Annotated in this window: 25 protein-coding genes; 10 read left to right on the forward strand and 15 right to left on the reverse strand. The window is 36.4% G+C overall.

Translation table 11 applies throughout. The annotated features are described in order from the left end of the window. The 10 genes from AT685_RS01105 to AT685_RS01150 form a co-directional block, all read left to right on the forward strand. The coding region (locus AT685_RS01105) for a T9SS type A sorting domain-containing protein (RefSeq protein WP_143713060.1) at positions 1-725 on the forward strand (725 nt) is incomplete at its 5' end. Continuing rightward, entirely contained in the window at positions 722-2,020 is a 1,299-nt protein-coding gene (locus AT685_RS01110) for an extracellular solute-binding protein (protein ID WP_072151197.1), read from the forward strand. The genes AT685_RS01105 and AT685_RS01110, both read left to right, overlap by 4 nt. Beyond that, positions 2,008-2,880: a carbohydrate ABC transporter permease gene (locus AT685_RS01115; protein ID WP_072151198.1), complete on the forward strand. Its 873-nt coding sequence runs from the start codon at positions 2,008-2,010 to the stop codon at positions 2,878-2,880. The genes AT685_RS01110 and AT685_RS01115 overlap by 13 nt, the downstream gene beginning before the upstream one ends. Next, positions 2,877-3,689 (forward strand): carbohydrate ABC transporter permease, encoded by an 813-nt coding sequence (locus AT685_RS01120; RefSeq protein ID WP_072151199.1) that lies wholly within the window; start codon positions 2,877-2,879, stop codon positions 3,687-3,689. The genes AT685_RS01115 and AT685_RS01120 overlap by 4 nt, the downstream gene beginning before the upstream one ends. Positions 3,690-3,717: 28 nt before the next feature. After that, positions 3,718-4,335, forward strand: coding sequence for a hypothetical protein (locus AT685_RS01125; protein WP_072151200.1), 618 nt, complete (start codon positions 3,718-3,720; stop codon positions 4,333-4,335). After that, positions 4,295-6,004 carry an MGH1-like glycoside hydrolase domain-containing protein gene (locus AT685_RS01130; RefSeq protein ID WP_072151201.1) on the forward strand — a complete coding sequence of 570 codons (1,710 nt, stop codon included), beginning with the start codon at positions 4,295-4,297 and terminating at the stop codon, positions 6,002-6,004. Before AT685_RS01125 ends, AT685_RS01130 begins: the two co-directional genes overlap by 41 nt. Positions 6,005-6,123: 119 nt before the next feature. Continuing rightward, positions 6,124-6,906 carry a hypothetical protein gene (locus AT685_RS01135; protein WP_072151202.1) on the forward strand — a complete coding sequence of 261 codons (783 nt, stop codon included), beginning with the start codon at positions 6,124-6,126 and terminating at the stop codon, positions 6,904-6,906. A gap of 272 nt (positions 6,907-7,178) precedes the next feature. Further along, on the forward strand, positions 7,179-7,688 hold the full coding sequence (locus AT685_RS01140; protein ID WP_143713061.1) for a hypothetical protein: 510 nt from the start codon (positions 7,179-7,181) through the stop codon (positions 7,686-7,688). 700 nt (positions 7,689-8,388) lie between these two features. Continuing rightward, positions 8,389-8,808 carry a hypothetical protein gene (locus AT685_RS01145; protein ID WP_072151204.1) on the forward strand — a complete coding sequence of 140 codons (420 nt, stop codon included), beginning with the start codon at positions 8,389-8,391 and terminating at the stop codon, positions 8,806-8,808. A gap of 17 nt (positions 8,809-8,825) precedes the next feature. Then, positions 8,826-11,624 carry a T9SS type A sorting domain-containing protein gene (locus AT685_RS01150; RefSeq protein ID WP_072151205.1) on the forward strand — a complete coding sequence of 933 codons (2,799 nt, stop codon included), beginning with the start codon at positions 8,826-8,828 and terminating at the stop codon, positions 11,622-11,624. A 57-nt stretch (positions 11,625-11,681) separates the two neighbouring features. Here AT685_RS01150 and AT685_RS08650 read toward each other — a convergent pair whose 3' ends face one another. From AT685_RS08650 to AT685_RS01220, 15 genes are all read right to left on the reverse strand, one after another. After that, positions 11,682-11,813, reverse strand: coding sequence for a hypothetical protein (locus AT685_RS08650; RefSeq protein ID WP_267885914.1), 132 nt, complete (start codon positions 11,811-11,813; stop codon positions 11,682-11,684). Further along, complete coding sequence (locus AT685_RS01155; protein ID WP_072151028.1) at positions 11,810-13,366, reverse strand: sodium-dependent transporter; 1,557 nt, start codon at positions 13,364-13,366, stop codon at positions 11,810-11,812. The genes AT685_RS08650 and AT685_RS01155 overlap by 4 nt, the downstream gene beginning before the upstream one ends. A 49-nt stretch (positions 13,367-13,415) precedes the next feature. Continuing rightward, the gene (locus AT685_RS01160; RefSeq protein WP_072151206.1) at positions 13,416-14,369 is read right to left on the reverse strand and encodes a hypothetical protein; all 954 of its coding nucleotides are present in this window, start codon (positions 14,367-14,369) and stop codon (positions 13,416-13,418) included. Positions 14,370-14,488: 119 nt separating this feature from the next. Continuing rightward, positions 14,489-15,514 (reverse strand): porphobilinogen synthase, encoded by a 1,026-nt coding sequence (gene hemB / locus AT685_RS01165; protein WP_102134747.1) that lies wholly within the window; start codon positions 15,512-15,514, stop codon positions 14,489-14,491. Between the two features lie 16 nt (positions 15,515-15,530). Beyond that, positions 15,531-16,505 (reverse strand): TerC family protein, encoded by a 975-nt coding sequence (locus tag AT685_RS01170; protein WP_143713062.1) that lies wholly within the window; start codon positions 16,503-16,505, stop codon positions 15,531-15,533. After that, positions 16,506-17,075, reverse strand: coding sequence for a biotin transporter BioY (locus tag AT685_RS01175; protein ID WP_072151207.1), 570 nt, complete (start codon positions 17,073-17,075; stop codon positions 16,506-16,508). A 3-nt stretch (positions 17,076-17,078) separates the two neighbouring features. Continuing rightward, positions 17,079-17,930 (reverse strand): alpha/beta hydrolase family protein, encoded by an 852-nt coding sequence (locus AT685_RS01180; protein ID WP_072151208.1) that lies wholly within the window; start codon positions 17,928-17,930, stop codon positions 17,079-17,081. A gap of 21 nt (positions 17,931-17,951) precedes the next feature. Beyond that, complete coding sequence (locus AT685_RS01185; RefSeq protein WP_072151209.1) at positions 17,952-20,051, reverse strand: vWA domain-containing protein; 2,100 nt, start codon at positions 20,049-20,051, stop codon at positions 17,952-17,954. A gap of 12 nt (positions 20,052-20,063) precedes the next feature. Then, the gene (sdaAA, locus tag AT685_RS01190) at positions 20,064-20,945 is read right to left on the reverse strand and encodes an L-serine ammonia-lyase, iron-sulfur-dependent, subunit alpha (RefSeq protein ID WP_072150314.1); all 882 of its coding nucleotides are present in this window, start codon (positions 20,943-20,945) and stop codon (positions 20,064-20,066) included. Between the two features lie 20 nt (positions 20,946-20,965). Continuing rightward, positions 20,966-21,628, reverse strand: coding sequence for an L-serine ammonia-lyase, iron-sulfur-dependent subunit beta (gene sdaAB, locus AT685_RS01195; protein WP_072150313.1), 663 nt, complete (start codon positions 21,626-21,628; stop codon positions 20,966-20,968). A gap of 1 nt (position 21,629) precedes the next feature. Next, on the reverse strand, positions 21,630-23,030 hold the full coding sequence (locus AT685_RS01200) for a TatD family hydrolase (protein WP_072151214.1): 1,401 nt from the start codon (positions 23,028-23,030) through the stop codon (positions 21,630-21,632). 13 nt (positions 23,031-23,043) lie between these two features. Further along, complete coding sequence (locus tag AT685_RS01205) at positions 23,044-23,625, reverse strand: TrmH family RNA methyltransferase (protein ID WP_072151210.1); 582 nt, start codon at positions 23,623-23,625, stop codon at positions 23,044-23,046. Beyond that, a complete protein-coding gene (locus tag AT685_RS01210; protein WP_081040519.1) occupies positions 23,622-24,509 on the reverse strand; it encodes a DMT family transporter in 888 nt (295 codons plus the stop codon). Before AT685_RS01210 ends, AT685_RS01205 begins: the two co-directional genes overlap by 4 nt. Then, on the reverse strand, positions 24,506-25,033 hold the full coding sequence (locus AT685_RS01215) for a hypothetical protein (RefSeq protein WP_072150309.1): 528 nt from the start codon (positions 25,031-25,033) through the stop codon (positions 24,506-24,508). The genes AT685_RS01210 and AT685_RS01215 overlap by 4 nt, the downstream gene beginning before the upstream one ends. Before the next feature lie 10 nt (positions 25,034-25,043). Further along, positions 25,044-25,637: phospholipase D-like domain-containing protein (locus tag AT685_RS01220; protein ID WP_143713063.1), on the reverse strand; the 594-nt coding region annotated here is incomplete at its 5' end.

The raw sequence follows: 25,637 nt of genomic DNA on the forward strand, positions 1-25,637 counted from the left end.
CAAGAAAAATTTACATAAGTGAATACAACTGGGCGAATATAAGCAAAAACCATCTTCTTGAACTCAAAAAAGGTGACACAGTAAAAATTAAATTTGATATTGACAATATCTATGAAGACCTTAAACTCTATACGCTCTATCTCCAGTATCGCAAAACAGCGCTCCCACAAGGTTATGCAGGGGTTAAAATTGTAATTGACTCAACCTATACTTTTGAATTTGATATGTGTGGTTCCAACTACGGTGATTACATATGGGTTGATAAGATTAGCGGAACCTTTGAACTTTCAAAGGGTGAGCATAGCATTTTTCTGTATTTTCATGGAAATGCGGACAATGAGTTCGCTTGGATTGATTATTTTATAATCCAGCCTGTGATTGAAAGAAAAATTTTCGTATCACCGGACGGGAAAGAATTTAAACTTGAACGAACTATAATTACCAAGGTTGGAGAAAAAAGCTCAAATGAAGATGACGATATAAAACTCGAAATTTTTCCAAACCCATTTAACTTTGAAACAACGATATTTTACAGCGCAAAACAACCATTTGGGTTGAAAATATATGATTCCACTGGAAGAGAAATTTACAACTTAACATCAAAGGCATTAAATAACTCTGGCTTCATCAGAGTAAATTTATCAAATTTCTCAAGCGGTATGTATTTTTGCCTTTTGAAGGGAATTGATTATGCGAAGATAAAAAAATTTGTTCTTGTAAAATGAGATTTCACTTCATTTTGATTTTATCCATCTTTCTCTTTGCTTGCTCAACCGAAAAAGATACAAAAAGAGATGATATTAAAATCGTTCGCCTAAAATATTGGTGCTCCGCAAATCCACAGGAAATAGAACTCGCTAAAAAACTTGTTGACAAATGGAACAAACTTCACCCCGATATTCAAGTTGAAGTTCAACCGCTCCCCGCAGGGCAATCTTCTGAAGAAGTTCTACTTGCTGCGATAGCTGCAAAAACTACACCCGATATATGCTCAAACATTTGGCCTGGTGCTGTCTCAGAATACATAAAAGCTGGTGGTCTTGTTAAATTAAATGAGTTTGAAGATTTTGACTCCATTGTAAATTTAAGAAAGATTCCCCATTCCCTGCTTGAAAGCTTTAGATCAAACGACGGAAATTTTTATCAGTTTCCGTGGAAGACAAACCCAGTAATGATGCTTTATAATGTGAAAATTCTAAAATCAGCGGGATTACACAACCCTCCGCAAAATTATTCCGAATTTTTCAACGCTTGCGAAAAAATAAAAAAAGATATCAATGGAGATGGCATAACGGACATCTGGCCAGGCTACACAGACACAAGACCAATATGGTGGCAAAGATTTTTTGATTTTTATCCATTTTACATCGCATCCTCTGGAGGAAAAACATTTTTTGAAAATGGGATTTTAAAAATTGATACAGCTTCGGCCATAAACGCGTTCAATTTTTTCAAAATTTGCTTCCAAAAAGGCTACTTCCCAAATACAAACTTTCAAACGGATCCATTCTTGACAGGAAAAGTCGCAATTAGATTCACAGGTCCTTGGACTATAGCTTATCTTGAGAAAAACAAACCAGCAGATCTTGAATATAGCTTTGCCCCTATACCCGTCCCTAATAATTATAAAGGAGAAACTTATACCTACGGTGATCCTAAAAATATTGCTATATTTAGCACTACAAAACATAAAAAAGAAGCATGGGAATTTGTTAAGTTCCTCGTAAGCGACAGCTCAGATCTGGCTCTGCTTGAAATTTGCAATCAACTTCCGATAAGAGGCGACTTGCTTGAAAATAAAATTTTTGCCGTTTATTTTGAACGAAATCCGAAAATGAAATCATTTGCTAAGCAAGTTTCATATATACGTGGAGTTGATGAAGTGCCAGAAATGAAAGAAATCTTTGATGCTATATCAAAAGAATTTGAAGCATGTTCCATATATGGTGTAAAAACTCCTGAATCAGCGATGAAAAATTTAATCAAAAGAATTAACACCATTCTTGAATGGGCAAAATAAAAAAACATGAAAATAGGTCTGGCTATTTGATGGTTTCGCCTTATGTCATTTACTTCTTGGTATTCGTCGCATATCCACTTACTTTCTCGTTCATTTTAATATTCCATCGCTGGAACATCGTAACCCCGATGGAATTCATAGGGCTTAAAAATTTCATCAGGTTATTTAGAGACGAAACTTTCTTCAAATCAATCATCAACACATTGATTTTTCTCTCAATACATATACCTTTGCAAATAGCGGTTGCCCTTTTCTTTGCCCAACTTTTAAATAAAAAGATAAAATTGAGAGGACTCTTTCGTTCAATTTATTTCCTGCCCGTGGTTGTTTCTGGCGTTGTTGTAACTGTATTATGGCAACAAATGTATGCTTATGAAACTGGACTTATAAATCAAATCCTGCTTAAATTTGGGTTTAAGAAAATACCCTGGCTTGTCAGCCCCAAATTTGCAATGCCATCAATAGCAATCATGGCTACCTGGAAAAATGTGGGGCTTTACATAGTCCTCTTCCTTGCTGGATTGCAAAATATACCACGGGAACTTTACGAAGTTGCAGAGATTGACGGGGCTTCATCATTTCAAAAATTTCTAAAAATCACTTTGCCGATGCTTAACCCAACAATTGTCCTCGTCGTCGTCTTATCAACTATTGGCGGTTTCTCACTTTTTATAGAACCTTATATCATGACAGGTGGTGGTCCAATGGATAGCACACTTTCAGCAATGCTTTACATTTACAATCAAGCATTTTACTTTAACCATATGGGCTATGCGGCAACCCTTGGATTTTTCTTTGCCACAATAATTTTCCTCGTCGTTATATTACAGAGAAAATTCATAGAAAGGGATGTATATTGAAAGGCAAACTCTTAACATACTTTTTTCTTCTCACAGGCGCAGTTATATTTGCTTATCCATTTCTATGGATGGTCTTCGCAACGCTAAAACCAGAAATTGAAATCCCAAATCTCTGGCTCCTTTCGCAAAATATGAGCTTTAAAAATTATTCAATTGTTTTAAATAAAATTCCAATAATCCGTGCATTCTTTAACAGTTTATTTGTTTCACTCTCCATCACTGCCTCTGTTATAATCTTCGGTTCAATTGTCGGTTTCGCCCTTTCAAGATTAAACTTTTACGGAAAAAATTTAATCTTTATGCTTATTCTCTTCACCATGATGATACCATTCCAAATCACTCTTATTCCAACCTATGTCCTGATTGTTAAGTTAGGTTTCGTTGACACCTACGCTGGTCTCATATTGCCTGCGATGATGAGTTCATTTTCAATCCTTGTCTTTAGACAATTTTTCCTAAACATTCCCCAATCTTTAATTGAATCAGCAAGAATTGATGGGTGTAATAATTTGCAAATACTTTTCAAGGTAATAATTCCCCTTTCAAAACCAGCGGTTTCAACAGTTGGAATTTTAACATTCATGTCAAGTTGGAATGAGGTGCTTTGGCCACTTATTGTGATAAGGAATGAAAAACTTATGACAATGCCACAGCTTGTAACAGTTTTCGTCCTCGGTGGTCAAGCAGAAGGTCAACTTGGAGTTCAACTTGCCTCTGCAACCCTTCTTGCTTTGCCAGTGGTAATAGCATATTCGTTTTTCCAAAGATATTTCATTGAAAGTTTGGCAACAACTGGTTTAAAAGAATAAAAAATAAAATTAAAGTGAAACCTGAAAAATGAAATATACTCGTAAAGTTAAAAATCTTGTAACTGGCTCATCGCTTGGAAACCTTTTAATTTTCGCACGATTTGACCCGGAAACAAACCTTGAGGGGCTATGGCATTCACCCGATAACAGATTTTACTGCGGGAGATGGAAAATTGAATTCTCCATTGACGATGAAAAATTAACACCAGATGAAACAATTTTTGAACCTTTATCTCAAACGACAAAATACATCTACAAAAGCCCGTCCAACAAGGGTGGCGTAAACCTGACCGTGGCAAAAAAATCTTTCCTCCCCTATATCAGGATGGAAAATTTTGAAAAATGCAAAAATAAAATAAGAAAACTTTTTTATACATTTGAAATTGAAAATAACGACAGAAAAAAGTTTGAACTTCTTATAACGCACGAAATAACCCTGCCAGCGGTTAATTCACCATTCTTCATAAAACAACCCCCAGAAAATGAAAAAGACAAAAATTTTAAAATTATACCAAATGGAAGAAAACTTCTGATTGAACCATTGAACTCTGATGAAGAAAAAAGATTTTTAATCTTTCAACATAATCCTGACCTGCTCAATTACAATGATAAAAAAAATTATCTGCACTCAGAAAATAGAAATTGAACCCAACGAAAAAATAAAATCTATATCCCTATTTTCAATAGGCGATGTTGAAAACGACGAAAACATATTTGAACTTTTTGAGGTTATCTCACAATTTTCACTTGAGGAAATTAACAAAGTTCTAAACAATGCGTTTGTCTTCACACCCGATAAAACAATAAATGATGGGATCCAATGGGCAAAGGTAAATATGTGCAGGGTTGAACATCTCTATAGAACTGGTCTCGCATTTACAAATGACCCACCTCAGGATATAGTTGTCATGCGAGATCTTGCTTGGTTTGTCCTTGGTTCCGACTATGTAACACCAAATGTTTCTCATGAACTGCTTAAATTTGCTTTAAAATACGGAATTCATCCGGATGGAAAAGTAACTGAATATATACATGCTAATGAAGAAAAACCAAAACTTTATGACTATGGACTTAACATAAATGATGATACCCCGCTTCTTATCTGGGCAATTTACCATCATGCAAACATATGTAATCCGAATGAACTTTCAGAAAACTATGATAAACTCAAAAAAATTGCAAATTATATATTGACGCAGTTAAAAGATGGACTTGTTTTTTCATCCACTGATAAAACAGGCGTGTATGGCATAACGGGATGGCGCAATATAATTGAAAATTATAACTTAAGTGGTTATGTCACAGAGATAAATTCTGAATGTATCTTTGCAATTGAACTCATGGCAAAAATAGCGAATCATCTCTGCAACAAAAATGACGCAACCAAATATAGTAATTATGTGAAAATCATGAGAGAAAATTTTTGTTCCAAATTAATCTCCGAAATCACAGGTTTACCCATCCTTAACCATGATATAGAAGGCATCAAACACCATGATATAACTGGTGACCTTGTTTTCCCTTTGCTTTTTGATGTAGTTGATGATGAAATTAAATTAAAAATCGCCCAAAAATTAACTCAGCCTGATATATGGACTGAATACGGCGCAAGAACTGTCAGCAAACTTGAGAAAAATTATGATCCGGAATTCGGATATCAACTTATGGGCGGGATTTGGCCAAATTTGACCGCATGGATTGGATACGCTGTAAGAGACTTCTTCCCAGAAAAGGTATATGAAGCCCTGAAAAATATCTATGAAATTGTTGAATCTAAAAACCCGTCCATTTTTCAAAACCTTGTGCCAGGACAATTTCCTGAAAGGTTTAATGGTGAAAATTTCAAAAGCCGTGGTATGCCCCTTAGCCCTTGGATGCCCCCAACTTATATCTGGCTTGCAATTGAAGGTTTATGGGGTTTTAAATTTGACATCAACACCATAGAAGTTAAACCATCAATTCCCAACAACTGGAAATGGCTTTGTATCAAGAACCTACCCTTTCGCACTTGCGATATAGATGCTTTCATTTATAATGGAAAACTCTACATATCTGGAATTGAAAATGAAAAAATTACGTTTTCCATAAACAACTCAAAAGAAAATATAATTCAAATTGAAAAATTAAATGAAGATGAGATTCAAGTCCTTGGAAACGGAAAAATTTTTTACCTCTTGTTTAAATTCCCAAACAAAGATGGTGAGTATGTTTTCATCGCCTCCGATGAAGGGTTTGATGGAAAATTAAAAATCAACGAGAAAATTTTAAATGTTAATCTTGCAACCGGCGATTGTGCTTTGATCTTACTTGATTAAAATTAAATAAAACATCATCTCTAAGTTTAATCCCTTGCTTCCCAAAAAATTTTGAAACAAAATTCTAAAAACATATGTTTTTAATTTCGGTGAAAGGGAAAACAAAACCGCCTTAAACCATGAAAACTAAACTAAACCGCAGAAAATTTCTCAATTTGGTCGGATCCATTGCACTGCTTCCCATCTTAAATTCCTGTTCAAATCCCGTGGTATCATCAATAATTAACAACTCAAAAAGATATCAACCCAGACCAAACGCAGATATATTTATTGAAGGCGACAACGAAAACATAGCAATGAAGTTGAAAAATAGCTACCAAAAGTTAAAATCAATTGCCGATAATCCTGGGAAAGAGCTAAAAATTGCATACGAAACAAATTCTGGATACGCTGTCCTTCGCATGTCGTTTGTCAAAGATAACCTCGCGGATTACCCGCACTTGAAAATTATCAACGATAGAACAGGAGAGAAGGCAAACATACTCTGGGGTATGAAAGGACTTCACCCATCAATAAAATTTGTTGACGATAACGGAAAAATTATAACCAAAAACGGACAGAGGCTTGAGTTTCAAATCAGCAGTTCATCTCTTCCGACAACACAATCGGCAAGGGATTGGCTTTTGCTCGGATTTAAGATATTTGCAGTTGCACTTGCAATCTGGCTTGGGCTTGGAATTGCGAAAATTATAATCTCTGCTTTATCTTTTCTTGCGTTTAATGCACTCGTAATAGGTCTTCTGATTGTAGGCTTAAGCGTCGTCATACCACTTTTCAAATGGATACTTGAGGTGACAGGGATTAAACTTGAAGATGTGATTGCTATTTTTTCACAAGCTGTTGAGCTTATCATTTCAACACTTTTAAACATAGTTGATTACCTTGAGAACTACTTCAGATAAATCCTACTTGTCAACATGCAACGAACTCTTTCTAAGGTCCGAGGATCCTAATGATTTCTTAGGACCCTTGGACTTTCAGGACAAGCGTAAGTGAAATACCTCCAGGAGAGGATAAGATTAACTTACAAACCGATTGATAATTCAGATATCCCCCTACCACTCAATAGCAGATGATAAAATATCCCCCCTTGCAAATGTGTAAAAATATCGTTACCTTATGAACGAAGTATAACCTATAAAAATTTAATTAAGAAATACCAAGGAGGGAAATCATGAAAAAAATTAACCTACTATTAGTATTATTGTTAGGATTTTCACTCACATTTTTTTCCTGCCTTGGTGTTGGAACACGCCTTACTTTAACAGAATCTTTTGAAACAATCCCCTATGATGAAGCATTTGAAATTGCACTCAAGAGCGCAAAGGAAATGCAAGAGGAATGCAGTAAAACAAACCCATTTAATTTTCCAGTTATTGTATCCTTAGGGACAAGTAAATCAAGAGGGGTAATTACAGTTCATTATCGTTTTGATCCCGAGGCAGGAAGTGTATGCACAAAACCACCAGAAAGCATCTCTTCTCTTGCAAAAAGGACTTTCGTTCCTCACTTTGCTGCGGAGTTTTATATGCACATAAGATTCTTAAAAGAAGGGGATATCGCAAAAGGAGTTAAAATTGAGATTACACAATCAAAGGGCGTGAAAAAGAAAGTTTTTGAGGAAGAAATGGATAATTTAAGAAAAGCTTATCTTTCCTATTTAAAGAAATATTGGAAAATGTAATCTTTTTTGGAAATGACTTAACAGTTTACAAAAACAATTATGTTTAGTGCAGGTATCAGGTCCGCTAAGATGTGAATGTTTAACGCGATCTTTTCCCTTGAGGAAGGGCTTTTTATGTGATCAAAATTTAGCATAGTGGAGTATATGTTTCCAAAGAATTTGCGATATTCATCGGGATGAAAGATGTCTAAGATTTAAGGAATCTGTTGAAAAACTTTAAATAAAAATTTACCTCCCAATAGCAGGGAAACTTGGCAAGCACAATATATGTTTGGGAATATGTTTTTTTTAAGATATCCGTATCATTCCCCTTTGCACTGGATAGTTTGCAACTGACACCTCCAGTGCGCTTAGAGATTAGAAAGCCTGAGCAGGCGTAGCTTATTGAAATTATTGCCTTGCTTTTTAATCCGGTTAAATCTATTCACCCGCCTCCATTATGGGTTCCCACAGAAGTGACAATCGTTTTGATATTAAAATCATAAATACCCAAAAACTTCCTTATGACTATCTTGATGGTAAATCTAAAAATTACAGATACCCACCTAAAATTATGCCTTTACCTTCCACGCTTCTAAAATTACCCTGATATTTTGATAAAGAAAATTTTTTCCACAACGAAAATTTTCTGCAATTTTTCTTGCTTTTTAACTTATTCTCGTTTATTTTGCTTTTGGAATAAAAACAAATTTCTCGGCTTATGCTGAAAAAGCCACTTTTGCTTCCGATAGTCCTAATCTTTATCTTGTTCCACGGATGCGATAAACCAAAAGAATTGATTACGCCAACACACATTGGGAGAGTTCCAGAAGTTAAAAATCTGAGCACAAAGGTTGACACGACAAAAACTGGGAAATATCTCGTTCTTTTAAATTGGGAATATACCGATAACGGAAATCTTAGGGAATGGGAAATTTACAGGGCTTTGCGTGATACCACAGGCGGTAATTATTCATTCCTTCAACCACCGGTAAAAACCCCAAGCTATGCTGATTCAACTATCCCAAGCTTTGCCGAGGATAGTATCTGGATATATTATAAAGTTATCCCAGTTGGTAATGATAGATTCCTTGGAAAACCGGAGATAGCTCGTGTAACTCTTTACAAATACAAAAAATAACAAAGGAGGTAAAAGCTATGCGAAAAATCATATTTTTAAGCGTAATTGCCTTGCTTATATTTTCAAGCAAGGCTTTTTCTCAGTGGGCTCCGCTTGACACAACTACCCACAAGTGGTTTACAGTTGATAACACACCAAATTTAGCTGGAGGACAAACAAATTGGGAGGTTGATCGTGATTCTTCAGATGGATATTATGAAAAAGAACCGAACACAGTTGCAACTGGTCAACCTGGACCTGGTTGGTTTACAAACACAGGAGCAGCAAATGTCGGACCCGACCACAGGCGAACACCCTATACAGCTGGAAGCCCATCTGGAGCATGGGCAAAGTATATCTTTGGCATCCCAACTCAAACACAACAAAATATCCTTGATGAAGATGATTATTACATTCTTTACTACTATCTCCAACAAAGTGGTAACGCTTCACCTAACTGTTATATCACAGTTGAAAGGTTTGGTGAAGGATTTTACGCCGACTCATTAAGACATAATCAAATGCTAAATGGAGCAGGGCTACCAACTTTGCAAAATGCTGGACTTTGGAATCCGACACAAAGTAGCGGTGATGGTTCATGGTATCCGCTTACGATTTTAAGATTAAATGCTGGCGCACCGACGATCGTTACAATCGGTGCTGATACATTAACACCTGCATTTTTAAGAGTTGACGCTGTAAGAGTTTTAAGAAGCAAATTACTTCGTGATCTTGAATTTGGGAGAAGAATGAAAGGAAACCCATGGCAACGGGCAACACCAGATACTACAAGACCAAACATTGATCATTTTGCATTATATAGGGTTGGTGAAGTTTTCCCTGAGGTTACAACTGGAGAAACTGCTGAAAAGAAAATTCGTTTGTTTAACTTAGGGGATAGCGTCTTAACCATCTACAATGTTTATGGACATACTGGAAGATTTTACACAAATGACCCATTGCCTATAAGCATAAATCCAGGAAGTTATTATGATTTAACTATTGTATTTAGACCTTATCAGGAAGAATTCGTTGTTGATTCACTTGCCATAGAAAGCGACGATCCAGAAGAACCAATTGCATATTTATATGTTGCCGGGCAAGGTTTAAATTACAACTTTATCATGAACGCAAGCGATGGAAGCGAACCTCATTGGAGAGCACCAGGTGGAGACTTGGTATTGTATCAAGAAACGCCACCTGGATGGTTAAATTCTGTTGCGAGCCCATATCCATTCCCGATTCCAGGCGGGAATAGATATAGCAGAGTTTATACAGGAACCCAAACGATACCAAAGGCACTCTATCAATTTGTTATACCAGACACATTAGGTGGCGATTACATACTTGAATACAGTGGTCCTGCCGGTTCACCCAACGCAGCTACAGCAGCACAGATAGATGTTATAACACCGTTCTTTGCGGATACGCAGAGAGTAACTGGATTTAATGAAAGACAGATAGCGGGTGCGGTTGTTTGGGCTCAAATTGGAGGCCCAGGATTTACATTCAAATTAAATCCTGGTGGACCTACACAGGTTATATTTAGCAATCCAGGTCAAGCATCAGGTAATTTCTTGCGAACTGATTTATTAAGAGTAAGGAAAGTTCCAACACATCCGCAGATAACAGTTGCTTCAAGATTTGTTGGGTTTGGTGAAGTTGCTGTTGATTTAATTGAACGAGAGCAACAAGGTAATTACAGAAGAACTATAACAATCGGAAGCAATGGTGAAAAAGCATTGTGGATTTACGATATTCATTTTGCTGATACATCAGGAATATTCAAAATAATCAACATGCCAAACCTACCGCTTGAACTCCCAGCAATAAATGGCAAGTTTAACCTCATAGTTGAATTTGCTCCAAGAGATTTAAGAACTTATGTTGATACACTTTATATTGTTTCTAACTCAAAGTATGATAGTGTTTTAACAATTGTTTTCACTGGAATTGGAAGAGGGACTTTGATTTACGCTGACAATGATGTTGAAAACGAGTTTTACGCTCAACCCTCAATTGTTGATTATGTTTATCCACCTGTTGATACAACTTATAACAAATGGAATAGGATAACAGGAAGTGGAATCAACAATTCAAGATTGCTTGCTTATATTTATGGTGCTCCAAATGCGTTTGCAGAGTGGTATCCATTTATTCCATTTAGAGAAGGCGCAGCTGAAGTTGATAGTTTTGATGTTTATGCAAGAACTGGGCTTGCAGCTAATAATTCAACACCAAGAGCAAGATATCTGATTTATCAACAGGGTGGGGCTCAACCTGAAACAGTCATCGTAAGCCAACTTGGCGTTGAAAGAATTTATCTTGGTAGATTCCAATTCAGACGTGGTGGACGTGATTTCACGGCAGGTTCAAAGCAAACAGCAATTTTTGGTTATATCAGACTTGAAAATGATACTGCACTCGTAAACGCATACTATGCTGATTCGCTCGTCAACAGAGCAAAACAGGATAGCTTTGTAATAAGAGCTGACGCAATTGAGATTCGTGAAGCTCCAAAACCGGTTAAAGTTCAAATTGCCACGAATGAAATTCCGAAAGAGTTTTACCTCGCACAAAATTATCCAAACCCATTTAATCCATCCACAGACATTGAATTTTCTGTTCCGATTGCTGTAAATGTTGAGATAAAAATTTACGATATACTTGGTAGAGAAGTTGCGACGCTTATAGATGAATTCGTTCAGCCAGGCAAGTATCGCGTAAGGTGGAATGGAACAGATAAAACTGGAAAATTTGTCGCATCGGGTGTTTACTTCTATGTGATGAAAGCAGGAAAATTTGTGCAGACGAAGAAAATGATGTTGTTAAAGTGATAAGAAGTTAAATAAAAAGGGGGTGAGTTTAATCTTCGCTCACCCCCTTTAATTTTTTTAATCCTCATTATTTTGATTATCATACCGAACTTTTGTTTTTAGAACTTTGCCGAAGCAGTAAATTGTTAATGTTGATACAATTCCCCACGCAAGTATCATGAAGATAATCCCCTCGGTTGTAAATTTCATTTTACCACTCCCATTTTATTTGCACGTTTTGCCCAGGCAGTTTTTACCATCAGAATTATTATCGTGAAAATTAAAAACATCAGAGCCCTTGCACCCCATCTGTATGGGACATCTTCAGGTTCCACATCTTTCATCAAGAAAGTTGGTATAGCATCTTGAACCAGCCAGTTTATCATAATGAAAAGAAGATAAAGCGGGGTGATATATTTAATGATATAGTAGAAAATTCGTGGTATTTTTATATCTGCACCTTTTGTAATTTCAGCCCAACCTTTATCCATTCCAAATATCCAGGCGAAAATTATAATTTCAAACAGAGCAAAAAGAACAAGTCCAAAGGTTCCAGCCCAATAATCCATTTCATCAAGGAAACCATGCTTTAAAAAGAAAACAACAAATTGAATTGCAACAAAAACGGAAAAACCGATCAAAGCGGTTGCTCTACCATGGGAAATCCCAAATTCTTCCTTAAGAAAAGCAATCAAAGGTTGTGCCATTGCAACGGATGAGGTTATACCTGCAAAAAATAAAAGCAAAAACCAAAGGAAACCGAAAAACTCACCAAAAGGTAATTTTTGAAAAATTATCGGCATTGAAACAAATCCAAGATTAAAAGCGCCACCTTTTGCGATTTCCTGAGTTGTCTCAATACCGAAGAAAGCAGCTGCAACAGGTATTGCAATACTTGCACCGAGAATTACTTCAACAAATTCATTTGTTGATGCAGTTGAAAGACCGCTCAATGCGATATCATCACTTTCCCTTAAATAACTTGCATATGCTTGAAGCGTTCCCATTCCGACGCTAAGCGTAAAGAAAATTTGCCCAGCTGCAGCAAGCCAAATTTTCGCATCTCCAAGTTTTGAAAAATCAGGATTCCAAATAAAAGCAAATCCACTTTCAACATTCCAATCTGGATGATTAACAGGGTCAGGCGTTCCAAGTGTCACAACCCTTATAACAAGAATGATTGCAAAAAGAAAAAGCGTTGGCATAGCTATCTTTGCAAGCATTTCAATACCTCTGGATATACCGCGATAAAGTATGAAAAAGTTAATAAACAAAGTAACACACATAAAAAAATATGCCGGCAAGATGCTTTGAAAATAATTTTTTTCTATGCCTTGATAGCTTTGCAGAAAACTTCTCATCGCATCAAAAGTTGTCTCCCCAAAGTAAGCTTTCGTGATTGAGAAAAAACTAAATGCAAGTGTCCACGATTCAATGTATGTATAATAAACCATTATCACTGTTGATATAAAAAGTCCAAGCGCACCAAGATATTTTGAAATTGGCGCTTTCCACATAGCGTCAAACATTCCGGGAGCGCTTCCGTGGCCAAATTTACCCCCATATCTTCCAATTGCCCATTCAACCCACATAAGAGGTATCCCAAGCAGAAGAAATGCAACAAAATAAGGAATCATAAACGCCCCTCCACCATTTTGTGCAGCTTGAACCGGGAACCTTAGAAAATTACCAAGTCCAACTGCATTTCCAGCCATCGCAAGTATTAGTCCAATTCTTGTCCCCCAGCGTTCTCTCTTTGCCATTACGCCTCCTTTGGGTTAGTTTTTGATTTTTGAAAGATAAGATTTAAACTTACCCCCCTGATCTTAAAAGTTGTCTCGTCCTCTCACCGTCTGCAACGATTAACTCAGCGATATATTTAATTGCATTTGCCATCTCTTTTCTGGCTTCCTCTTGTCCTTTATGAATTCTCTCAAGCAATGCTTTCATTTCCTCACTTGACCTCTCCATCCTATTAAGCAATGCCATTGTCTCCGCGCTTGACTTTTCCATAAATGCCCTCATTTCCTCACTTGACCTTTCCATCCTCTCAAGCAACGCTTTCGTCTCTTCACTTGACTTTTCTAACGATGTCCTCATTTCCTGACTTATTTTTTCCATTAATATCCTTGTCTCTTGACTTGATTTTTCCATCAATACCCTCGTTTCCTGAGTTATTTTTTCCATCAACGCCCCTGTCTCTTGACTTGATTTTTCCATCAAAGCCCTCGTTTCCTGACTTATTTTTTCTACCAATGTCTTTGTCTCTTGACTTGATTTTTCTATCAATACCCTCATTTCCTGACTCATTTTTTCCATCAACGCCCCTGTCTCTTGACTTGATTTTTCCATCAATACCCTCATTTCCTGACTCATTTTTTCTACCAATGTCTTTGTCTCTTGACTTGATTTTTCTATCAATACCCTCGTTTCCTGACTCATTTTTTCCATCAATGCCCCTGTCTCTTGACTTGATTTTTCCATCAATACCCTCATTTCCTGACTTATTTTTTCCATCAATATCCTTGTCTCTTGACTTGATTTTTCCATCAAAGCCCTCGTTTCCTGACTTATTTTTTCCATCAACATCCTTGTCTCCTGACTTGAAATCCTTATATCTTCCTTGATCGCCTCATTTAATTCTTTTATACTTTTGATCATAGCCATACTTTCAACATGCATCTGTTTCATCAATTTCCCATTTTGCCATGCCTGATAAGCAAGTATTAACGAAATTAATGTGAGAGCAACACCGAAAATCTCCATAAAATCTCAAGATCAGTTTTAAAATTTTTATAATGATAAAAACTTTAATTGAAATTTTCAAGCGGAATTTTGGGCGATTTCAGATTAAAACATTTTGCCCTGATCACTGTTGAATTCAATCAATTTTTATTTTTTAAAACCCTCGCCGCATCTTTAGCAAAATAAGTCAAAATTAAATCTGCCCCTGCTCTTTTTATCGCCGTCAATGTTTCAAGCATTATCCGTTGTTCATCTATCCATCCATTTAAAGCTGCTGCTTTTATCATTGAGTATTCACCGCTAACTTGATAAGCTGCTACTGGAACTTTAAACTCCTGCTTTGCCCTATAAATCACATCCAAATAAGCAAGCGCCGGCTTAACCATAACAATATCAGCCCCTTCTTGAATATCAAGCGCAATTTCTCTTAATGCCTCATCTGAGTTGGCTGGGTCCATTTGATGACTTTTTCTATCCCCGAATTTAGGGGCTGACTCCGCAGCTTCTCTAAATGGTCCATAAAAACCCGAGGCATATTTCGCAGCGTATGACATTATCGGAACATTTTGAAAACCATTCTCATCAAGAATTTTTCTTATCGCAAAAACTCTTCCATCCATCATATCGCTTGGGGCTACAATATCAGCTCCAGCTTCCGCATGGCTTAAAGCTTCTCTTGCAAGAAGATCAACAGTTTCGTCATTGACAATTTCATACTTGCCCGGGGCAACTTCTCTGACAATTCCGCAATGCCCGTGCGATGTGTATTCACACAAACAGACATCTGTTATAACTACAAGTTCTGGAATTTCTTTCTTTAAGGCTCTAACGGCTCTTTGAATTATACCATTCTCATCGTAAGCTTCAGAGCCGAACTCATCTTTTCTTTCCGGGATTCCAAACAATATCACTGCTGGGATTCCAAGTTTATAAACTTCTTCACATTCACGAATTATGTTATCTATTGATTGCTGATAAACTCCGGGCATTGAGCGAACTTCCCTCTTAACATTTTCCCCGGGACATACGAAAAGCGGATAAATAAAATCATCAACTGAAAGCTGTGTTTCAGCTACCATTTTTCTAAATTGTTCTGTCATTCTTAATCTGCGAAGTCGCACCGTTGGGAAACCAATTGTTTGAGTTATTAATTGTGCAAATCCCATTTTTGCCCTTTAAATTTTATTTTTGTTCATTTTCTTCATTTGAATTATCCTGGGTTCCGGGATTAGTAACAGCAAGTTTTGGCTCTGGAATTAAAATAGAAGCAAGAATTGAGATCGTAATTATACTGAAAACAACAATAAGAGCAAACACAGTGGGAATTTTGTAAAAATCTGAAATTAACATCTTTACCCCAATGAAGACAAGGACAACCGATAATCCATACTTGAAATATCTGAATAACTTCACGAATCCAGCGATCGCAAAGTAAAGAGCTCTCAAACCAAGGATTGCAAATATATTTGATGTATAAACTATAAATGGATCACGGGTAATCGCAATTATTGCAGGAATTGAATCAACGGCGAAAACAACATCTGTGCTTTCAACAACAAGAAGAACAGCAAACAAGGGAGTTGCGATCAACCTTTTACCTTCTTTCACAAAAAATTTCCCATCAACATAATTAGGTGTAATTTTAAATAATCTGCGAAAAACTTTCAACACAGGATTCCTTTCAGGATGAATTTCTCTATCCTTTTGCAAAGCCATCTTTACACCCGTAAAAACCAGAAAAATACCAAAAACATAAATTATCGGATGAAAAATTTTTATAAGCGTTATCCCAGCGAATATAAAAATTGCCCTCATAATTATCGCTCCGAGAATCCCCCAGAACAAAACCTTATGTTGATACATTGGTTTCACGCCAAAATAAGTAAATATCATCAAGAAGACAAAGATATTATCAACGCTCAAGGATTTCTCAATAAGATAGCCAGTTAAGAACTCAACCGCTGCCTGTGTCCCATGCCAGAAATAAACTAAAAGATTAAATATAAGAGCCAAAACAATCCAGACAACACTCCAAATAATTGCTTCCTTAAATTTCACCTCGTGAGCCTTTCTATGGAAAACCCCAAGATCAAGAGCAAGCATCCCAAGCACAAAAACATTAAACAAAATCCACATAATCGTTTCTGTCAAATGCATTTAACGATCTAAATTTATTTTTAAAGCCCTTCTCAAAGACATATAAATTGAAACAGAAGCAAAAAGTTTAACTAAATCCCAAAGTGAGAAAATCAAAAACCCAGACTTTATCGCTTCATTCCAGTTGTGTATCAAAACGAAATTCAATTGAACTGTCCCAAAAATGAAAATCAAAGCCAATCCCAAAAACATTGAGAAAAGAACCCACCAGAAACTATCTTTTAACCTTACAAGATAACCTGTAACAAAAGCTGAAGCAGGAAAAGCAAGCAGATATCCACCTGTTGGTCCTAAAAGTTTTATAAATCCAGCGGTCGGTCCCGCAAAGACAGGTAATCCAATAGAACCAAGCCCAAGGTATATCAACTGGCTTAAAGCCCCAAGATACGGACCGAGAAAGGCACCACTTAAAAGAACAAACATCGTTTGCAGCGTATAAGGAACTGGTTGCGTTGGTATTTCAACCTTTGCACCAAGAAATGTAAGTCCAGCAAATGCAACTACCCAAATCATCCCCGCTAAAACTAATTTTCTGTCAATTTCAAGCGACAATGCCTTTATCTGCTTCATTTCTCAATCTGCTTTTTTGTTTTCAATTATTTTTTTGAAAAATAAAACCGTCTCATCAATAGCTTTATCAAGTTGATCAGTTGAATGTTCCATTGGATGTTTCACATTGAAAAGATGGTTTGCCCCTGAGATGAAAACAAGTTTTGTATATTCAGGATTTGAATTTCTTAACTTCTCTGCCTCAGCCAATGGAACTATAGCATCAGCTGTGCCATGAACAATTAAAATTGGAATTTTCAACCTTGAAATCGCTTTAATTATATCGTATCTTTCCGAATTCTCCACGAAATCATCATAAACAATTTTTTCAATCTTAACTTGAATCACTGAATCAGGAACACGCACAAAAATATAACCATTTTTTTCCAATTCTTCAATTTGATGTTTGCTATATCTTCTAAATGTTGAGATTGAAGCCCATAGGGCAAGTGCTCTTACTCTTTCATCTTCAACAGCCTTTATAATTGAAATTCCACCTCCACCAGAATGCCCGAGCAGAAATAATTGACCATCGTTTAACACTCCAAACTCGTCCGAAAAAACATATTCAATAACCGCAGTCAAATCCTCAATTTGCTTTGAAATCGTATTCTTTGCAAGCTTATCAAATTCAGTTATTTTATTTGGATTTTCACCGATTCCATTGTGTGAAAAGTTAAATCTCACAAAAACAAAACCGTTTTCAGCGAACCTTTCCGCAACATATGGAATGAACCCCCAATCTTTGAACCCTAAAAAACCATGCGAATAAATCACAACTGGTGCTGGCAAAAAACTTTCAACAAAATGAACATCTGCAGTTATCCTATCTGCCGAGACATTATACAAGGTTAAAGGTTTGCTTTTAACTTTCATTTGTTAAGTCAAATTAATTTTTTACATCTTCCTTGAAATCAAGCTTTCAGCAAGAAACATAAAAATTGAAAGAACAAGAAAAACCTTCCATAACTCAACACCATATCTTGCCCTTAAAATCTCTTCCCTAACCTTGATCCCGTCCGAACGTTCAACCATCTTATATTGCTTTATTCCAACCCTGTTCAAAAAAGAAATGATCTCCTCTTCATTTACCTTCTTATACTTAAACTCTTCATAGGGTGGATTAAACGCAAGCTTTAAAACAGCGTTTCTATTTCCGCCAGAAATTGCATAAATCCCTGGAATTGTCGCCTGATTTATCTTCAGGAAATTGCCACCACTTAATTCAAAAGCAAAATCACTTCCATCAGGTCTTAAAAGCTTTAAATCTTTTAAAATCTGCCCATAAAATTTTCTCATGAAATCTATCCTCACTTCAGCTGTGTCACCAATTGAATACTCTGTTTTCAGTCCAGATGGAGTTGTTATGTATAAAATAGACTGAAAAATAAGTGGGATGAAAATTCCTTTGTAAGGCAAATCAGAAGCTCTATCTGTCGGCTCAGTTGTAAAAATAAGGATTTTCCCGCTCCCTTCGTTCTTTTCAATCAAAAACGGACTTCCATCAGCGAGTTCAATTATAGATGTAAAGCCATAATTTGTTTTAAATTTAACATATTCTCTTATCTCGGGTGAGTCAAACTTTTTCGGTTTCTCTGTAAAAACACCTTCAAAGATAGGGTGAGTTATATCAATTTTTGAAAAGAGCATTTTTTGTCTTGCGATACCTTCAAATTCAGGAATGTTAAAAATTGAATTGAAGTTTTGATTTAAAGCCTGGAGATTCGCACTACTTCCCATAAATAAAACAAGCGCTCCACCATTTGAGACAAAGTTTTTCAATCGCCCTGAAGTTGCCCTATCAATTTGAATTGGTTTAACAAGAAAAACAACATCAAAATTTGAAAAATCAACACCTGAAAGAGTTTGAAGCGAAACTTGATTTATCTTGAAAAATGACCTCTTGTAAATTTCATGAACTGTTGAAAGGGCAAGTTTTAAAAATTTAATATCACCTTCATCACCAGCAAGCAAAATTCTTATCTCACCTGGTATAAAGAATGAAAAATATCGCCTGTTATCAAAGTTGAAGTTATCATCTTCAATTTCAACAAATCCATCAACAAAGCCAGATAGTTCTTCTGTTAAGATGTTAAAATCAACTGTTTGCGATGCATCATATTTCAAGTTGATGCTTTTCTGCGCAACCCTTCTCCCGTTCAAAAAGACGCTGACGACATAGTTTGACATGTTTACTTTCCCATGATTTGAAACAATCGCCTCAAGCGAGAGCGTCCGACCTGGGAAAATCACCTTATTTTTGATTTCAACTTTATCAACAGAAAAATTTTGTTCCTTAAATTCACCAACATTTATTGTAAAAACACGAACATCAGGGGGCAATTTAAATTTGCGATTGACCGTATCAGAAGGAAAATCAAATTCGCTTTTTTGCATATCAGAAATGATGTAAATTTCACGATTTAAATTCTTTGACTTTTCAATAATTTTGCTTGAAACCGCGAGAGCATCATAAAGTTTTTTATGCGTATAAGTAAACTCCGTCTCGTCAATAAGTTTTCTCATAAATGAGATGTTATGGGTAAATCCATCAGTTGCGATATTGGGAATATCTGATAAGCGAATAAGTGCAAATTCGTCCGACTCGGTCAAAATATCCATGATGCTTTGAGCAATTGACTTCGCTTGGTTTATAAATCTTCCTTTTTCATCTGTTGAGGCCATGCTCAAGGTGTTATCAAGAATTATAACCACACTGCTTCTCGCATGCCCAGCGATCATTGGCTTAAAAAGGTAACCCTTTATCACAGGTCTTGAAAAAGCAAGGACAAGAAAAACAATAGCAAGAACACGGATGAGCAAAAGAATTATCTGCTTTATCTTTAACGAGCGTATCCTTGAGCGTTGAAGTTCTTTTAAAAATTTAATGCTGCTGAATTCAACGGTTTTTAACCTTCTAAGGTTAAATAGGTGGATCAAAACTGGTATTGCTGAGGCAAAAAGCGCAAACAAAAAAGTTGGGTTTAAAAAGGTCATCAAACAACAAATTTATTTTCCGATGTCAATTTGATAAATGAATCTTCTTTGGATTTCCCTTGCAGTTTTAGTATTGGCAAGTCCACCCTGTGCAGTCTCTTTAAGTTTTGGCGACATCAACTCAGCGACTTCATTCATTGCAAGTATTACCTCATCAAGCGGAATAATTGACTCAACCCCAGAAAGAGCGATCTGCGCTGAGGTAAAGGCATTTGCAACACCTATAGCGTTTCTAAAGATGCAAGGAATTTCAACGAGCCCAGCGATTGGGTCACAAACTAAACCCATCGCTCCTTCAATTGCAAAACATGCGGCGCTTTCAATTTGTTTATTATTTCCGCCAAGAAGATAAACAATTGCTGAAGCCCCCATTGCTGCTGCACTTCCAGTTTCACCCATACATCCTGCTTCTGAACCAGCTACCGAAGCATTTTTTACAATTAACAAACCAATTGCCGAAGCAACAAGCAAGCCTTCAATCGCCCTGTCTTCGTCTATACCATGTTCCTCCATCATTGTTGTTATAACAGCCGGGATAATTCCAGATGAACCAGCTGTTGGGGCAGCAGCAATTCTTCCCATACATGCGTTAACTTCACTTACCGCCATGGCTCTGGCAATTGCCTTCTGAAAATTGACAGTCAAAACATTCACTTTTGCGTTGTAAACTTTCTTCGCAAAATTATTAAGCAAACCACTTGGCGATTTAACATCCCGAGCCAATCCATTATTGACTGACTCTATCATAACATTTAAAATTTTCCTCACGCCTTCAATTACCTGTTCCCGACTTTTTCCAGTCTTACGGATTTCATATTCTATCATCACCTCTGGAATTGTCGCATTCATCTGTTCTGAATATCTCAAAATATCTTCAAAAGAATTTATCTCCATCTTTTACCTCCATGATATTTTTAAAAAATCGGTTCAACAAGCCTAACATAATGAACCCATCCAAAAGAACGAATTTTCTTAAGAACATCTTCTGGAACATCTTGATCAACTTCAATTATCATATTTGCAAGTTTTTCCTCTCTTGATACGAACATATTTGCGATGTTTATATTCTTTTCAGCAATTGCCCCGCTTATGTGAGCAATGCTCCCTGGGATATCATCCGCAATTATCACAATTGTGTGGGTCATAACGGAAAAACTAACTTTAAATCCCTCAATCTCAACTATTTCAATTCTTCCGCCACCAAGGGATGAGCCAACCATTTCAATGCTATTTCCACCTAAGTCATGTAGCTTTATTCGTGCGGAATTAGGGTGAAGTTTTGGGGCTTTCATTATAAGTTTGAATTCATATTTCAACCCCATCTTTTTGGCTATTTCAAGTGAATCTCTTAACATCTCATCATCAGGCTTCATCCCGAGAATTCCACCAATTATCGCTCTATCGGTTCCGTGTCCCTTATAAGTCCTCGCAAACGAATTATAAAGAGTTATCTCTGCTCTGCCTGGTTCAGCCCCAAGAAGCTGCCTTGCAACATAACCAAGTTTAGCAGCTCCAGCAGTGTGCGAACTTGATGGACCTATCATCACAGGTCCGAGTATGTCAAATATACTCGGCATGTTAAAATAAAGGTCTATATCTAAATTTTACTCCAATTTCCTCTTCAACAAATTTTCTATGTTTTTCAACATCAATTCCATCTATTCCAACTATTGTCATAATTGTTTCTATCCCATATTTTTTGCACTCCTTTGCGAATTCAATCATCGCTGGGTGAAATTTTTCTCCATCTATGTTCATCAATCTTCCATATTCAATCGGATCAATTGAATTTAAACTAATTGAAACAACATCAATTAAACCCACGAGCTCGGGGACGATATTTCTTTTATTTATTATATTCCCATGACCATCTGTATCAAGACGAGTTTTTCCACCATGTTCTTTCACATATCTTGCCACTTCTTTGACAACATCAAGTCGTATCGTTGGTTCGCCGTAACCAACGAAGACGATTTCATCGTATTGTTTTGGGTCACCGATTTCTTTTATAAATTCTTCCGCCGTTGGCTCATGATCAATTTTTAAAAAATAACCTTTAACTATGGCTTCACCTTTTCTATCGCAGAAAACGCAATCGGCATTGCAACGCAAAGTTATGTTAAGGCAAAGCGAATTTCTGATTTTATACGCAATTTTAGGTTCAGGCTTACTTCCGATTCTAAAAAGACGATAAACATTGAAAGTTGTTGTCCTTTCAATATCTTCAACCGTTAAACCCTGAATTTGTGCGATTTTCTCAGCCACAAAGTTGACATACATCGGCTCATTCCTTTTCCCACGGAATGGATGCGGTGTAAGAAATGGGGAATCCGTTTCAACAAGCAAATGCTCTGGCTGAATCTCACGCACAACATCAATTAAATTTCCAGCGTTCTTGAAAGTTATAACACCAGAGATTGAGATATAAAATCCAAGATTTATAGCTCTCCACGCATCCTTGACATTTCCACTAAACGCATGAAAAACGCCTCGTGGTGGTGGTAGTTTACCATCAGCAAGTTTCCCAAAACCTGTCCATTTATCATCTATTTCGGATTCAAGAACCTCAAAAATTTCCTTATGCGACTCCCTATTGTGAATTATAACCGGAAGATTTCTCCTTTTTGCGATTTGAATCTGCTTTTTGAAAACCTCAATTTGCTTTTCCCGAGGTGAAAAGTTATAGTGAAAATCAAGCCCTATTTCACCAATTGCGACAACCTTTGGATGATAGCTCAGCTCTTCAATTTTTTCAAGCTCCTTTTCACCCGCTTTTACCGCATCATGTGGATGAAACCCAACTCCAGCATAGACAAAATCGTATTTCTCAGCGAGCTCAATAGCTTTTATACTTGTTTCAATATCTGTCCCTGGACAAATGATATATTTAATGCCCGAACCAATTGCCCTCTTCAACATCTCCTCTCTATCGTTATCGTAACTTTCCCAGTAAATATGTGCGTGTGTGTCAATTAACATAACTCCCCAATTTTTATTTTTCAATCCATTCAAGAAAAACCTTTTCAAAAATCTCAGGGTTTAACTTCTGTTTATCGTAATGACCTGCTAAAAGTCGTTGCCTTAACGCTTCATAAAGGGTTACAGCACATGCAACTGAAACATTTAAACTTTGAACCATCCCAAACATTGGTATCATGAAAATTCCATCGGCTTTTTCACTTGCTTCGTCTGAAACGCCACGATGTTCATTCCCAAATACAAAAGCAATCTTCTTCGTTAGATCAAGTTCATAGAGTGACTTTGCGCCTTCAACGATCTTAGTCGCATAAATTTTAAATCCTTCATCTCTCAATGTATTATAACATTCATCCACACTTTTAAAATTTCTTCTATAAACCCACTTCATTGCCCCTGCGCTTGATTTTTTCCCGATGTCTGGGAATTGTTCAATCGTATACACAAGGTTTATCATAAAAACACCAACCGCATCACAAGTTCTTATTATAGCGCTTACATTGTGTGGGTCATGAATGTTTTCAACCACGACGGTCAAATCATCTTGTCTGTGAGAGAGGACATATTTTACTCTTTCAATTCTCCTTTCGGTTCTCAACTTGTTTCTCTTTTTATTTGCAATAAAACAACAGATTTTAAGACAAGCACAGAACCAACGATCTGAATTAAAGATAACTTTTCTCCAACAATTATCCATGCGGAGACAATAGCGATAACCGGCTCAAGCGTGCTTGTTATAATCGCAGACGATGAGAGAATATGCTTTAACCCATTGAAATAGAAAAAATAAGGTATCAAAACAGAGATCATTGCAAAGGCAAAGAAAATAAGCCAGTCATTTAAGTTATAGCCCGAGTTAAAAATTTTCCATGGTGGATTGAAGAAAAGCCAGAAGAGTCCTGCAAACATCAATCCAAATGTTAAATTTGTCCAGATATTATATCTTGAACTGATTCTTTTCCCATAGATGTTAAAAAATGCCCAACACAAAGCCGAAGCAACACCACTTATCACTCCAATTTTACTCAAATTCAAAAACTGAACATCAAATATACGAACCACAAGCGAGCATCCAACAAGAGAAAGAATCGTTGAAATTATCTTAACAGGTGTGATTCTTTCACTTCCAGATAAAACAGCGTAAAGAACTACAAGAACAGGAGCCGTATACTGCATAATTATAGCAGTTGCGACATTTATCTGATTTAAAGTAAAGTAATATGTAAAGTTTGAGCCAGCAATTCCGATGACGCCAAGCAATGCAAAGCGGGGGATATCACTCTTTGAGATTTTGACATATTCCCTTTTTAATGCGAAAAGAATCAAAAATAAAACAACAAATGAAAGAGTTGATCTCATTTGAACAAGTGTGAGAAGGTCAACCTCATGCTTAAATAAAAATTTTGCAATTGTTGCCGAAAATCCCCAGAAAAGCGTTGCTGTCGCTATGCTCAAATAACCTCTTAAATCACCCGTCTTCAAATCTCTTTCATCTTTTGTTCGTAATATCTTGCCATTTCCTCATTTCCAATAGCTCTATGCAAAGCACATAATCTTTGGTAAATTGGTTTCGGAGTTCGGACATGTTTTAAACCTTCAAGAAGAAATTCAATTAATAACTCAGCAGGTGGAATATTTAAATCTGGGTCATAACAATCCACTGCATCAAGATACGGGTCAATTTCTTGGGGTCTAACCGATGAAGCTTTTTTATAAAATTTTAACGCCCCTTCATAGTTGTCAAATTTTGAATAAACCACCTCAAATACACTCGCAAGCCACATGTAAATATCATACGCAATTGATGGAAATTCACTCGCTATCTTTTCACCAAACATAGCTATCGCTTCTGCAGAAAGAGAATTATTCCAAAAAAGCAATCTGTAAAGTTCTATATCCTCAATCCTTTGCCTTATCGCTTCCTCAACAGCATCAAAAATTTCATTGAAGTCTTTTGACTCGGCAAAACGCCTTCGTATTTCCTCATAAGGTAAGTTTTTCTCCATCAAAGTCAGACTACTTTATAATGATCATCTTCTTTGTCCTTGAAATATGACGCTCCGAATTGTTAAGATCAAGCCGATAGAAATAAACTCCTGAACTTAAATTAACACCATCAAACCTTAAATTCAACTGATACTTCCCTGCTTCTTGATATGAATTTACTGCCGTGAAAACTTCTCTACCAAGGAGGTCAAAAATTTTCAAACTTACAAATCCACCAAACGGAAGCGTGTAAGTTATATTTGTTTCTGAATTAAATGGGTTTGGATAATTTTGATAAAGTTCAAAATCCATCGGTTCACTTTCAACCTTTTTAACAAAAGTTATCACATCGCTTCCGCCATTTTGCTTATATCTTGCAACAAACTCTTGAAGATAAAGGTTTACAAGAAGCGTATCATAGACTATAATAACATTTTCATCATTGCGTGTTTCGGCAGAGTTTGACCAGTTGTAAGAACCAGTGATTAAAATTGGATCTGAATAAATATGCGTCGGATCAATTAAACAGTATTTGTGATGTAGTTGAGCTGTTTTATCTGTGTCAATCAAAACTTCCGAAAAAGTTGAAAGGAAAGAATATTGGCTTCCCTGATCAGTATTGTT

The sequence above is a fragment of the Candidatus Kryptobacter tengchongensis genome, from assembly GCF_001458555.1.
In the GTDB taxonomy this organism is placed as follows: domain Bacteria; phylum Bacteroidota; class Ignavibacteria; order Kryptoniales; family Kryptoniaceae; genus Kryptonium; species Kryptonium tengchongense.

Bases quoted from the DNA above. Each gene is read 5' to 3' on its own strand.
- AT685_RS01110 (WP_072151197.1), top strand. From the start codon at position 722: ATGAGATTTCACTTCATTTTGATTTTATCCATCTTTCTCTTTGCTTGC.
- AT685_RS01115 (WP_072151198.1), top strand. From the start codon at position 2,008: ATGGGCAAAATAAAAAAACATGAAAATAGGTCTGGCTATTTGATGGTT.
- AT685_RS01125 (WP_072151200.1), top strand. From the start codon at position 3,718: ATGAAATATACTCGTAAAGTTAAAAATCTTGTAACTGGCTCATCGCTT.
- AT685_RS01130 (WP_072151201.1), top strand. From the start codon at position 4,295: ATGATAAAAAAAATTATCTGCACTCAGAAAATAGAAATTGAACCCAAC.
- AT685_RS01135 (WP_072151202.1), top strand. From the start codon at position 6,124: ATGAAAACTAAACTAAACCGCAGAAAATTTCTCAATTTGGTCGGATCC.
- AT685_RS01140 (WP_143713061.1), top strand. From the start codon at position 7,179: ATGAAAAAAATTAACCTACTATTAGTATTATTGTTAGGATTTTCACTC.
- AT685_RS01145 (WP_072151204.1), top strand. From the start codon at position 8,389: ATGCTGAAAAAGCCACTTTTGCTTCCGATAGTCCTAATCTTTATCTTG.
- AT685_RS01150 (WP_072151205.1), top strand. From the start codon at position 8,826: ATGCGAAAAATCATATTTTTAAGCGTAATTGCCTTGCTTATATTTTCA.
- AT685_RS08650 (WP_267885914.1), bottom strand. From the start codon at position 11,813: ATGAAATTTACAACCGAGGGGATTATCTTCATGATACTTGCGTGGGGA.
- AT685_RS01155 (WP_072151028.1), bottom strand. From the start codon at position 13,366: ATGGCAAAGAGAGAACGCTGGGGGACAAGAATTGGACTAATACTTGCG.
- AT685_RS01160 (WP_072151206.1), bottom strand. From the start codon at position 14,369: ATGGAGATTTTCGGTGTTGCTCTCACATTAATTTCGTTAATACTTGCT.
- hemB (WP_102134747.1), bottom strand. From the start codon at position 15,514: ATGGGATTTGCACAATTAATAACTCAAACAATTGGTTTCCCAACGGTG.
- AT685_RS01170 (WP_143713062.1), bottom strand. From the start codon at position 16,505: ATGCATTTGACAGAAACGATTATGTGGATTTTGTTTAATGTTTTTGTG.
- AT685_RS01175 (WP_072151207.1), bottom strand. From the start codon at position 17,075: ATGAAGCAGATAAAGGCATTGTCGCTTGAAATTGACAGAAAATTAGTT.
- AT685_RS01180 (WP_072151208.1), bottom strand. From the start codon at position 17,930: ATGAAAGTTAAAAGCAAACCTTTAACCTTGTATAATGTCTCGGCAGAT.
- AT685_RS01185 (WP_072151209.1), bottom strand. From the start codon at position 20,051: ATGACCTTTTTAAACCCAACTTTTTTGTTTGCGCTTTTTGCCTCAGCA.
- sdaAA (WP_072150314.1), bottom strand. From the start codon at position 20,945: ATGGAGATAAATTCTTTTGAAGATATTTTGAGATATTCAGAACAGATG.
- sdaAB (WP_072150313.1), bottom strand. From the start codon at position 21,628: ATGCCGAGTATATTTGACATACTCGGACCTGTGATGATAGGTCCATCA.
- AT685_RS01200 (WP_072151214.1), bottom strand. From the start codon at position 23,030: ATGTTAATTGACACACACGCACATATTTACTGGGAAAGTTACGATAAC.
- AT685_RS01215 (WP_072150309.1), bottom strand. From the start codon at position 25,033: ATGGAGAAAAACTTACCTTATGAGGAAATACGAAGGCGTTTTGCCGAG.